Origin of the sequence: Sphaerotilus sp. (assembly GCF_041083715.1) — a bacterium.
Classification (GTDB): domain Bacteria; phylum Pseudomonadota; class Gammaproteobacteria; order Burkholderiales; family Burkholderiaceae_C; genus Sphaerotilus.
Map to the genome: position 1 here is coordinate 1 of NZ_JBFPGY010000091.1, position 11,608 is coordinate 11,608.

The following is an 11,608-nucleotide window of genomic DNA, read 5'->3' on the forward strand; positions in this document are numbered from 1 at the left end:
GCTGGCGGCCACCATGCCGGCGGTGCTGGCCGAGTTCGCGGCCCGCACCGCCGCCGGCCTGAACCCGGAGCCCTTCCTGCTGCGCAAGGCCGGCCAGAGCTTTTTCAACACCTCGTCGCTCGACCTCGTCACGCTGCTGGGTGATCAGGACCATGTCCGGCAGAACCTGTACGCCTACATCCAGGGCTTCTCGCCGGCAGCGCGGGACATCTTCGAGCGCTTCGACTTCCACACCCAGGTGGAGCGGCTGGCCAAGGCCGACCTGCTGTACCTGGTGGTCGAGAAGTTCGCCAACATCGACCTGCACCCCGAGCGGGTGGACAACGCCAGCATGGGCGCGGTGTTCGAGGAGCTGATCCGCAAGTTCGCGGAAATCTCCAACGAGACGGCCGGGGAGCACTTCACGCCGCGCGAGGTCATCCGGCTGATGGTGAACCTGCTGTTCATCGAGGACGACGACGTGCTGACACCCGGCAACGCGGTGGTGCGCACGGTCTATGACCCGACGGCGGGGACCGGCGGCATGTTGTCGGTGGCGGGCGAGTACCTGCTGGAACACAACCCGCAGGCCCGGCTGACGATGTTCGGGCAAGAACTGAACGACGAGTCCTACGCCATCTGCAAGGCGGACATGCTCATCAAGGGCCAGGACGTGGGCAACATCGTCGCGGGCAACACGCTGAGCGACGATGGCCACGGCGGGCGCCAGTTCGATTACATGCTGTCCAACCCGCCATTCGGGGTGGAGTGGAAGAAGGTCGAGCGGGCGGTGCGCCTGGAGCATGAGCAGCGGGGGTTTGACGGCCGCTTCGGTCCGGGGTTGCCGCGGGTGTCGGATGGTTCGCTGCTGTTTCTGATGCACCTGCTGGCCAAGATGCGGCCGGCGCAGGACGGGGGCAGCCGCTTCGGGATCGTGCTCAACGGCTCGCCGCTGTTCACGGGCGGCGCGGGCAGTGGCGAGAGCGAGATCCGCCGCTATGTGCTGGAGAACGATCTGGTGGAGGCCATCGTCGGTCTGCCCACCGACATGTTCTACAACACGGGCATCGCCACCTATGTCTGGATCCTGTCGAACAAGAAGCCGGAGGACCGCCGGGGGTTTGTGCAGCTCATCGACGCGGGGAGTTTCTGGCAGAAGATGCGCAAGAGCCTGGGCTCCAAGCGCAAGGAGATGAGCGAGGCGCACATCGAGCAGGTGACGCGCCTGTTCGGTGGCTTCACCGAGGCGGAACTCGTCACGGTGCTGGACGCGGCCGGGCAGGCGCTGGGCGAAGCGCAGCTGGTCACCGGCGCCGACCTTCCGCCCGTGGTGCCGGAAGGCGGGCGGCTCCAGCGGGTGCCGGTGTCGCGCATCTTCCGCAACGAGGACTTCGGGTACACGACGATCACGGTCGAGCGCCCGCTGCGGGACGCGCAGGGTCAGCCGGTGCTGGGGGCCAAGGGCAAGCAGAAGGGCAAGCCGCAGCCCGACAGCGCCCTGCGCGACACCGAGAACGTGCCGCTGAGCGACGATGTCCGCTCCTACTTCGAGCGCGAGGTGCTGCCGCATGCGCCGGATGCGTGGATCGATCCCGAGAAGACCAAGGTCGGTTACGAGATTCCGTTCAACCGGCATTTCTATGTCTTCGAGCCGCCGCGTTCGCTGGCCGAGATCGATGCGGATCTGAAGCGGTCGACGGATCGGATCAAGGCGATGATCGAGGGGCTGTCGGCATGAGTGCGGCTGTTGTCGCCGCCAAAAGTGTCGGCAGTGCTGACACCAATGACGGTGCGCGAAGTTGATGCGTCCGTTGACCTCGAAGCCCCCCTCCCGACCTCCCCCCGCTGGGGGGAGGAGATCCGGCGCTTTGGGGTCTGGTCTTGCTCCCTCCCCCAGCGGGGGAGGGTTGGGGTGGGGGCCCGGGTCGCGCCAACCGTCCATCAACGCTTCATGTCAATGTGCGGCAACATCCAGATCGACAAAAAAACGCTGCCACAGCGCAGCAGACGGCGGGGAAAAAATGGTGGACGGGAGTAGAATCCGCTGCAACAACACCCCCCAAGCCTCTCGGACAGCCCGCTGTCATGATGCTCAAACCGGGGGGTTTATCTTTTTGGGGCTGGCCCATGCACTTTGACAAGCCGCCCCTCTCGCTGGCTGATCAGGTCGCCCTCTGGCGGTCGCGTGGCCTGCAGGTAGCGGATGTGCCTCGGGCCGTGCGCTACCTCGACAACATCGGCTACTACCGCCTGAGTGCGTACTGCCTGCCGTTCGAGGTGCTGCCTGCCGCCGGGGAGCGCCGACAGCATCAGTTCATCCCGGGCACGACGTTCGAGCAGGTGCTCCAGCTCTACATCTTCGACCGCAAGCTGAGGCTGTTGGTGATCGAAGCCATCGAGCGGCTCGAAGTGGCGGTGCGCACCCGCTGGGCCCATGCGATGTCCTTGCGTCATGGTGCGCACGCGCACATGGACAGTGCGTGCTTCAAGGATCCGAGGTGGCATGCCCAGAATCTGGCCAGTCTTGCGCGGGACATGGAACACAGCACCGAGACCTTCGTTGTCCACTACCGTGCCACGTACACCTCGCCGGACTTGCCGCCGATCTGGGCGGTGGTCGAGACGATGTCGCTGGGCGCGCTGTCACATTGGGTGAAGAACACCCGCGACAACACGGCCAAGCAGGTGGTTGCCAACAGCTTGGGTCTGCCGACGGTGGAGGTGATGGAGCGCGTGCTGCACGTGCTGACACCGATCCGCAATGCCTGTGCGCACCACAGCCGACTGTGGAACCGGCGCTTGCCGATGAAGCTGCCGCTCATCAGGCGCCAGGCGAGCAACCTCGTGCCGCCCGAGAGTCCGGACCACCAGGCGAACTACCTCTACAACCCGCTGACGCTGCTGGCTGTCATGTTGAACACGATGAATCCGGGCACGACGTGGGCAGCGCGCCTCGTGCATCTGCTGGACACCGAGTTGCCTGCCGACCGGCTGTCTGCCATGGGATTTCCACAGGACTGGCGCACACGGCCGGTCTGGCAAGAGGGCAACAAGCCATGAGTTTTCCAAGATACGAGCATTACAAGGATTCCGGGGTGGAGTGGCTGGGCAAGGTGCCGGCGCATTGGGAGGTGAAGAGCATCAAGCACCTGTCTTCTCGCATATCCAGTGGAAAAACTCCGCTAGGCGGAAGTGAAACATACGTTGATGACGGTGTGATATTTATCCGAAGCCAAAATGTTTACGATGATGGGCTGCATCTTGATGACGTTGTTTTTATATCCAATGATGTCGATGACTTGATGGCGGCAAGTCGGATAATGCCGGGTGATATATTGCTGAACATCACAGGCGCTTCAATTGGACGGTCATGCATTGTTCCTGCTGATCTTGAGCATGCCAACGTAAATCAACATGTATGTGCTATTCGGCCAATCGAAAAATCAATTGCAGCTCATATTGAGTGGTCATTGAAATCAGTAAATATAAAAAGGCAAATTGACTTTGTTCAAAATGGCGCCGCCAGAGAAGGGCTAAATTTTGATCAAATCGGTTCAATGAAGATTGCCGTGCCGCCAAATGCGGAGGGCGCGCTGATTTCAAAATACCTTACAAGCGAAACCACCAAGCTCGACGCCCTCATCACCGAACAACGCACCTTGATCGACCTCCTCAAGGAAAAGCGTCAAGCGGTCATCTCCCACGCTGTGACGAAGGGGCTGGATCCGCGGGTGCCGATGAAGGATTCGGGGGTGGAGTGGCTGGGGGAGGTGCCGGTGCATTGGGATGTGACAAAAGCTGGCCGCTATTTATCAATTCTTCCTGGGTATGCTTTTCCGTCTACAGAATTTTCTTTGGACGAGGCGAACACCAAACTACTGCGGGGCATAAACGTTGGCGTTTCAAAAATAAAATGGGATGAGACGGTATATTGGAAGCGCTTCGATGGTGACGGGCTTGATGCCTTTGAACTTGCTGATGGTGATATCGTCATTGGAATGGATCGGCCATACATCAGCGAAGGGATGCGCGTAGCCAGAATTTCAGAAGCTGATTTGCCATGTCTGCTTTTGCAGCGAGTGGCGGCTATTCGTGCCAGCGGAAAATTGAGCGATGATAATATTTTGTTGTTGCTGTCATCGAACATGTTTTTGGATCATTTCAGCCCAGAAACTACGGGTGTAAGTGTCCCGCATATCAGTCCGTCTCAAATAGCTGAGTTCATTATTCCAATTCCACCCTTGGAGGAACAGAAAGATATATTCAAGTGGGTCGAGGTTGAAACAACCAGAATCGACGCGCTCACCGCCGAAGCCCAAACCACCATCGCCTTGCTGCAAGAGCGCCGCAGTGCGCTGATTTCCGCCGCCGTCACCGGCAAGATCGACGTGCGCCAAGCGGCGCCTGCTTGACCTTACCGCGTCAACAGCTCAATGTAGGCACCGTAGCTGTAGATCCGGTTCGTTTTCTGGCCGGTTCGCTCGGTCAGGATATTCAACTGTTCCAGCAACTTCACGGCCGCGTTGGCGGTTGGAAAGCTGGTATCGAGTTTTTGCCGCGCCTGCTCGACAGTGAAGCGCGGCATCAGCGGCAGCAACTCGAACAGGCGGTAGCTGGCCGGACCGGCTTTCGGGTGGGCAAGTAACCGGCGGCGGTCGGTGTTGACCAGACTCGCCACGGCGATGATGCCGCGTTCGGCCTCCTCGGCCGCTCGGTTCACGCCTTCCAGGAAAAAGCCGACCCAGCCTTCCCAGTCCCCTTCGGTGCGGATGTCCGACAGGTGCCGGTAGTACTCCGCCTGATGCTGTTTCAAATAGCCGCTGAGATAGAGCAGTGGTTCGGACAACAGACCCCATTGCTCCATCAGGGCACCGATCAGCAGCCGGCCCAGGCGCCCGTTGCCGTCCAGGAAGGGGTGGATGGTTTCGAACTGTGCATGCACCAGCGCCATGCGCACCAGCGGTGGCAAGGTGGCCGGGGTCTGGTGGATGAAACGCTCCAGGGCGGTCAACAGTTCGGGCACTTGTTCGGCCGGCGGGGGAACGAACGCGGCGTTGCCAGGGCGGGTGCCGCCGATCCAGTTCTGCGACCGGCGCAGTTCTCCCGGCTGTTTGCCAGCACCCCGTGTACCGTCCAGCAGCAAGCGGTGCGCATTGCACAGCAGGCGCACACTCAGTGGAAGCCCGGTGGGTGAGCGCAGCTCGGACTGCACATGGCGAAACGCGCGCAGGTAGTTGGTGACTTCCTCGACATCGTCGGCATTGCGCACGGCAAAGCCGGCTTCCTGGTCGAACACGTCGGTCAGCGTGGCCTGCGTGCCTTCGATCTGCGAGGTGAGCAGGGCCTCCTTGCGCACGGCGCTGTACAGGAGCCAATCCACCGACGGCACCAGCCCAGACACACCGGCCAGCCGGGCCAGCGCCAGCTCTGCCAGATGGTTGGCCGCTTGTACGGCTTCCATCGCCAGCGGAGGGGAGGCTGGAGGCAAGGGGTGCGGCACAAAGGCATTGACCTCTTCGCCGAGGGTGGTGGTGCGTGCGTGACGCCCCGTGATGCGCTTCATGATGAAAGCCGATTTGAATGGCTGGAGCGCTGATTAAAGCATGCTTTAATTGCAGGGCGCGAGATGAAAGGCGGCTTGCATCCGGCCGACCCTTCACCGCGTGGCACCAGGGGGAACGAACACATGTCACTGCACCGAGAACATCACTTCGAGTCCGAAATCTGCGCGCATCTGGCGGCCAACGGCTGGCTCCATGCCGCAGGTGACGCCGCGCAGTTCGACCGCACCCACGGCCTGTTCCCGCCCGACCTGCTCGCCTGGATCGAAGCCACCCAGCCCGACGCCTGGACGCGCCTGACCAAGACCCACGGCGCCGCGCTGCCCCGGGTGCTGGCCGAGCGGGTGCGCAAGAGCCTGAACGAGCGCGGCACGCTGGACGTGCTGCGCCGGGGCGTGGAGATGCTGGGCCTGCGCGAGCCGCTGATGCTGGCCCAGTTCAAGCCGGCGCTGGCGCTGAATGCGACGACGCGCGCCCACTACGAGGCCAACCGCCTGCGCGTGGTGCGGCAGGTCACGCACTCGCCCAACAACCCGCAGGCCGAGCTGGACCTGGTGCTGTTCCTCAACGGCCTCGCGGTGGCCACGGTGGAGCTGAAGTCCAACTTCACGCAATCCGTCCACGACGCGGTGGACCAGTACCGCTACGACCGCCACCCGCAGCCGAAGGGCGGGTTGCTGGAGCCGCTGCTGGGCTTTCCAGGCGGGGCGCTCGTGCATTTCGCGGTCAGCCAGTCCGAAGTGATGATGGCGACCCGGCTGGCGGGGCTGGACACGGTGTTCCTGCCGTTCAACCGCGGCCATGCGGATGGTTCGGGCGGCGCCGGCAACGCGCCCAACCCCGCGGGCTTCGCCACCGCCTACCTGTGGGAAGAGGTCTGGGCGCGGGAGAGCTGGCTCGACATCCTCCACCGCTACCTGATCGGCAAGCGCGACGACAAGAAGCAGCTCAAGAGCGTGGTCTTCCCGCGCTACCACCAGCTCGACGCCACGCGCCAACTCGTGGCCGACGTGCTGGCGCAGGGGCCGGGGCAGCGCTACCTGATCCAGCACTCGGCCGGCTCGGGCAAGACCAACTCCATCGCCTGGACCGCCCACTTCCTCGCGGACCTGCACGACGCCGAGCACCGCAAGCTGTTCGACAGCGTGATGGTGGTGAGCGACCGCAACGTGCTGGACGTGCAGTTGCAGGAAGCCCTGTTCGACTTCGAGCGCAACGCGGGCGTGGTGGCGAGCATCACGAACGAAAACGGTGCCAAGAGCGCCCAGCTCTCGCAGGCGCTGAAGGACGGCAAGAAGATCATCGTCTGCACCATCCAGACCTTCCCGTTCGCCTTGAAGGCGGTGCAGGAACTCGCGGCCACCGAGGGCAAGCGCTTCGCCGTGATCGCCGACGAGGCGCACAGCTCGCAGACCGGCGAGGCCGCTGCGAAGCTCAAGACGCTGCTGTCGGCCGAGGAGTGGGCGGACCTGCAGGACGGCGGCGCCGTGGACGCCAACGACATCGCCGCCGCCAACATGGCCGCCCGCGCCGGGGACAGCGGGCTGACGTATGTCGCCTTCACCGCCACGCCCAAGGCCAAGACGCTGGAGCTGTTCGGCCGCAAGGGCGCCGACGGCCTGCCGCAGCCGTTCCACGTCTACTCCATGCGCCAGGCGATCGAGGAAGGCTTCATCCTCGATGTGCTGAAGAACTACACCAGCTACCAGCTCGCCTTCAAGCTCGCCCACGACGGCAAGACCTACGACGAGGCGCAGGTGGAGCGCAGCGCGGCGATGAAAGGGATCATGCAGTGGGTCCGGCTGCACCCGTACAACATCGCCCAGAAGGTGCAGGTCGTCGTCGAGCACTACCGCGAGAACGTGCAGCCGCTGCTGCAGGGGCGGGCCAAGGCGATGGTGGTGGTCGGCTCCCGCAAGGAGGCGGTGCGCTGGCAGAAGGCCATCCGCGCCTACATCGCCCGCCAGCACTACCCGCTGGGCGTGCTGACGGCGTTCTCGGGCGAGGTGGACGACCCGGACAGCTACCCGGACGCGGTCACCGAGGCGTCCAAGGAGCTGAACCCGGGGCTCAAGGGGCGCGACATCCGGGATGCGTTCGCCGCGCCTGAGTTCCACCTGCTGCTGGTGGCCAACAAGTTCCAGACCGGGTTTGACCAGCCGCTGCTGTGCGGCATGTACATCGACAAGGTGCTCGGCGGCATCCAGGCGGTGCAGACGCTGTCACGGCTGAACCGCTCGCACCCGGGCAAGGACACGACCTACATCCTCGACTTCGTCAACGCGCCGGCCGAGATCCTCCAGGCCTTCAAGACCTACTACCAGACGGCCGAGCTGGAAGCCGCCACCGACCCGCACCTGGTCTACGACCTGCGCGCGAAGCTGGACGCCGCCGGCCACTACGATGACTTCGAGGTGGACCGGGTCGCCAAGGTGGACCTGGACCCGCTCGGCACGCAGAAGCAGCTCGACGCGGCAATAGCCCCGGTGGCCGACCGCCTGCTGCGGCGCTACAAGGCCGCGCAGTTGGAGCGGACCGTCGCGCTGGAGCGGGGTGACGAGAAGACCGCCGCGCAGGCCAAGGACACGCTGGACGCGCTGGCGCTGTTCAAGAACGACATGGGCGCCTTCGTGCGGCTGTACGCCTTCCTGAGCCAGATCTTCGACTACGGCAACACCGACATCGAGAAGCGCTTCCTGTTCTTCAAGCGGCTGATCCCGCTGCTGGAATTCGGCCGGGAGCGCGACACGGTGGACCTCAGCAAAGTGGTGCTGACCCACCACACCCTGAAGAACCACGGCCGCCAAGCCATGGGGCTCGACGCCGACGGCCGCTACACGCTGCCGCCCATCGACGCGGTGGGCAGCGGGGCGGTGCAGGAAAAGGAAAAGACCTACCTGGACGAGATCATCCAGAAGGTGAACGGCCTGTTCGAGGGCGAGCTGACCGACGGCGACCAGCTCGTCTACGTCAACGGCGTGCTCCGGGGCAAGCTGCTGGAGAACGAGACGCTGCTGCGCCAGGCCGCCAGCAACACCAAGGAGCAGTTCGCCAACTCGCCGGACCTGAAAGACGCGCTACTGCACGCCATCATGGACGCGCTGGACGCCCACACCACGATGAGCACGCAGGCGCTGGGCTCCGAGCGGGTGAGGGAGGGGCTGCGCGACATCCTGCTCGGGCCTGCGCAGCTCTATGAGGCGCTGCGGGGGCGGTCTGCGGACGGCGGCGTCGGCGCACGCCTGTAGGCACAATGCACACCTATGAACGAAATAAACACACTTGAGCGCGCTCCGCGCATCGGCTTCGTCTCGCTCGGCTGCCCGAAGGCGCTGACCGACTCCGAGCTGATCCTGACCCAGCTCAGCGCCGAAGGCTACGCCACCAGCAAGACCTTCCAGGGCGCGGATCTGGTGATCGTCAACACCTGCGGCTTCATCGACGACGCCGTGCGCGAAAGCCTCGACACCATCGGCGAGGCGCTGGCCGCCAACGGCAAGGTCATCGTCACCGGCTGCCTCGGCGCCAAGACCGGCGACGGCGGCGGCAACCTCGTGCGCCAGATGCACCCCAGCGTGCTCGCCGTCACGGGGCCGCACGCCACGCAGGAAGTGATGGACGCCGTCCACCTGCACGTCCCCAAGCCGCACGACCCGTTCATCGACCTCGTGCCCGCCGCCGGCATCAAGCTCACGCCCAAGCACTACGCCTACCTGAAGATCAGCGAGGGCTGCAACCACCGCTGCTCGTTCTGCATCATCCCGTCGATGCGCGGCGACCTCGTCTCGCGGCCGATCGGCGACGTGCTGAACGAGGCGCGGGCGCTGTTCGAGGGCGGCGTGAAGGAGCTGCTCGTCATCAGCCAGGACACCTCGGCCTACGGCGTCGATGTCAAGTACCGCACCGGGTTCTGGGACGGCAAGCCGGTCAAGACCCGGATGCTCGACCTCGTGGCGCAGCTCGGCGAGCTGGCGAAACAGCACGGCGCCTGGGTCCGCCTGCACTACGTCTACCCGTACCCGCACGTCGACGAGATCCTGCCGCTGATGGCCGAAGGGCTGGTGCTGCCCTACCTGGACGTGCCCTTCCAGCATGCGCACCCAGACGTGCTCAAGCGCATGAAGCGCCCCGCCAGCGGCGAGCGCAACCTGGAGCGGCTGCTGAAGTGGCGCGAGGCATGCCCCGAGATCGTCGTGCGCTCGACCTTCATCGCCGGCTTCCCCGGCGAGACCGAGGCCGAGTTCGAGTACCTGCTCGACTTCCTGAAGGAAGCGCAGATCGACCGCGCCGGCTGCTTCGCCTACTCGCCGATCGAGGGCGCGCCGGCCAATGCGCTGGAGGGCGCGCTGCCGGACGCCGTGCGCGAGGAGCGCCGCGCCCGCTTCATGGCCGTCGCCGAAGCCGTTTCGACCGCCAAGCTGCAGCGCCGCGTCGGCTCGTCGATGCAGGTGCTGGTGGACAGTGCGCCGTCGATGGGCCGCAAGGGCGGTGTGGCGCGCACCTATGCCGATGCGCCCGAGATCGACGGCACGGTGAAGATCCTGCCGCCGACCAAGGCCTCGAAGACGATGAAGGTCGGCGATTTCGCGCGGGTGCGCATCGTCGGTGCCTCGGGCCACGACCTGGTGGGTGAGCTGCTGTGAGCGACCGGCTGACGACGGACCTGATCCACCATTCCTATGTGGCGCCGGCCGCGTTCGACGCGCTGCCGCCGGGGGTGTTCAAGGCGTCGTCGGTGTTCTTCCCCAGCGTGGCGGCACTGCGCGAGCGGCACTGGGTGGACAAGAGTGCCTACACCTACGGCCTGCACGGCACGCCGACCACCTTCACGCTCGAAGCGCGGCTCGCCACGCTCGAAGGCGCGAAGCATGTCCTGCTCGCCCCGAGCGGACTGTCGGCGATCACGCTGGTGGACATGGCGCTGCTCTCGTCTGGCGACGAGGTGCTGCTGCCCGACAACGTCTACGGCCCGAGCCGCAACTTTGCGGCGCATGAGTTGAAGCAGTGGGGCATCGCGTACCGGCTGTACGACCCGATGGACCCGGCCTCGCTGCGTGCGGCGCTGACGCCCAGGACAAAGCTGGTCTGGCTGGAAGCGCCGGGTTCGGTGACGCTGGAGTTCCCGGATCTGCGCACGCTGGTGCGCGGCGTGCGGGCGCAGGCGCCGCAGGCGGTGATCGCGCTGGACAACACCTGGGGTGCCGGGATCGCGTTCAACGCCTTCGACCTCGGCGATGGGCTGGCGGTGGACGTGACGGTGCACGCGCTGACCAAGTACCCATCCGGCGGCGCGGACGTGCTGATGGGCTCGGTCGCTTGCCGGGACGACACGCTGTACCAGCGGCTCGCGTGGTGCCACAGCCGGCTCGGGCTGGGTGTGGGGGTGAACGATGTGGAGGCGGTGCTGCGCGGGCTGCCGTCGCTGGCACTGCGCTACGCGGCGCAGGATGCAGCCGGTCGACACATCGCGGCATGGTGCCAGGGACGGACCGAGTTCGTGCGTGTGCTGCATCCGGCGCTGCCGGCGTCACCGGGGCACAAGCACTGGGCGGAGCTGTGTTCGGCAGCGGCTGGGTTGGTCACCGTCGAGTTCGATCCCCAGTTCAGCACGGCGCAGGTCGATGCCTTCGTCGATGCATTGCGGCTGTTCCGCATCGGCTGGTCGTGGGGCGGGCCGGTGAGTCTGGCGGTGCCGTACCAGCCCAAGGCGATGCGCGCGCTGGCAACGCCGTACCGCGGGACACTGGTGCGGCTGTGCATCGGGCTGGAGGCGGTCGAGGATCTGATCGGAGATCTGGCGCAAGCCCTGGTGCTCAAGACATGAACGGTGGGTGGGTGCAGCCTGCCCATGCCCGGACCACACACACACCCAAGGGGGCAGCAAGCCATTCGACCGGACAACCCGGTAGCATGCGCACTGCCCATGTCCAGTCTTCCTCCGCCAACACCGCCGGCCGCTCCCGATCACTACCAGACCCTGGGCCTGGCACGCCACGCAGAAGCGGTGGTCGTCAAGGCCGCGTACCGGGCGATGGCCTCGCTGTACCACCCCGATCGCAACCCGGCCC

8 protein-coding genes are annotated in these 11,608 nt (G+C 65.0%); 7 read left to right on the forward strand and 1 reads right to left on the reverse strand.

Annotated features, from left to right (window positions below; genetic code table 11):
* The first annotated feature begins 1 nt into the window (after position 1).
* The 3 genes from AB3X43_RS04490 to AB3X43_RS04500 all read left to right on the forward strand — a co-directional run bounded on the left by AB3X43_RS04490 (position 2) and on the right by AB3X43_RS04500 (position 4,391).
* Positions 2-1,717, forward strand: coding sequence for a class I SAM-dependent DNA methyltransferase (locus AB3X43_RS04490; protein WP_473965061.1), 1,716 nt, complete (start codon positions 2-4; stop codon positions 1,715-1,717).
* 389 nt (positions 1,718-2,106) lie between these two features.
* Positions 2,107-3,039, forward strand: a complete 933-nt coding sequence (locus AB3X43_RS04495; protein WP_369428678.1) for an Abi family protein — start codon at positions 2,107-2,109, stop codon at positions 3,037-3,039.
* Positions 3,036-4,391 carry a restriction endonuclease subunit S gene (locus AB3X43_RS04500; RefSeq protein ID WP_369428679.1) on the forward strand — a complete coding sequence of 452 codons (1,356 nt, stop codon included), beginning with the start codon at positions 3,036-3,038 and terminating at the stop codon, positions 4,389-4,391. The genes AB3X43_RS04495 and AB3X43_RS04500 overlap by 4 nt, the downstream gene beginning before the upstream one ends.
* Positions 4,392-4,393: 2 nt before the next feature.
* Here AB3X43_RS04500 and AB3X43_RS04505 read toward each other — a convergent pair whose 3' ends face one another.
* Positions 4,394-5,542: a Fic family protein gene (locus AB3X43_RS04505; protein WP_369428680.1), complete on the reverse strand. Its 1,149-nt coding sequence runs from the start codon at positions 5,540-5,542 to the stop codon at positions 4,394-4,396.
* A gap of 123 nt (positions 5,543-5,665) precedes the next feature.
* On the opposite strand from AB3X43_RS04505, the gene AB3X43_RS04510 reads away from it, so the two are divergent.
* The 4 genes from AB3X43_RS04510 to AB3X43_RS04525 all read left to right on the forward strand — a co-directional run.
* The gene (locus AB3X43_RS04510) at positions 5,666-8,788 is read left to right on the forward strand and encodes a type I restriction endonuclease subunit R (protein WP_369428681.1); all 3,123 of its coding nucleotides are present in this window, start codon (positions 5,666-5,668) and stop codon (positions 8,786-8,788) included.
* 15 nt (positions 8,789-8,803) lie between these two features.
* Complete coding sequence (gene rimO / locus AB3X43_RS04515; protein ID WP_369428682.1) at positions 8,804-10,183, forward strand: 30S ribosomal protein S12 methylthiotransferase RimO; 1,380 nt, start codon at positions 8,804-8,806, stop codon at positions 10,181-10,183.
* A complete protein-coding gene (locus AB3X43_RS04520; RefSeq protein ID WP_369428683.1) occupies positions 10,180-11,364 on the forward strand; it encodes a PLP-dependent transferase in 1,185 nt (394 codons plus the stop codon). The genes rimO and AB3X43_RS04520 overlap by 4 nt, the downstream gene beginning before the upstream one ends.
* Positions 11,365-11,463: 99 nt before the next feature.
* Positions 11,464-11,608, forward strand: a 145-nt coding sequence (locus tag AB3X43_RS04525; RefSeq protein ID WP_369428684.1) for a DnaJ domain-containing protein, incomplete at its 3' end; no start/stop codon positions are given.

What these genes read in the sequence shown, in the direction of transcription:
- AB3X43_RS04510 (WP_369428681.1), top strand. Translation starts at nt 5,666, where the DNA reads ATGTCACTGCACCGAGAACATCACTTCGAGTCCGAAATCTGCGCGCAT.
- rimO (WP_369428682.1), top strand. Translation starts at nt 8,804, where the DNA reads ATGAACGAAATAAACACACTTGAGCGCGCTCCGCGCATCGGCTTCGTC.
- AB3X43_RS04495 (WP_369428678.1), top strand. Translation starts at nt 2,107, where the DNA reads ATGCACTTTGACAAGCCGCCCCTCTCGCTGGCTGATCAGGTCGCCCTC.
- AB3X43_RS04500 (WP_369428679.1), top strand. Translation starts at nt 3,036, where the DNA reads ATGAGTTTTCCAAGATACGAGCATTACAAGGATTCCGGGGTGGAGTGG.
- AB3X43_RS04505 (WP_369428680.1), bottom strand. Translation starts at nt 5,542, where the DNA reads ATGAAGCGCATCACGGGGCGTCACGCACGCACCACCACCCTCGGCGAA.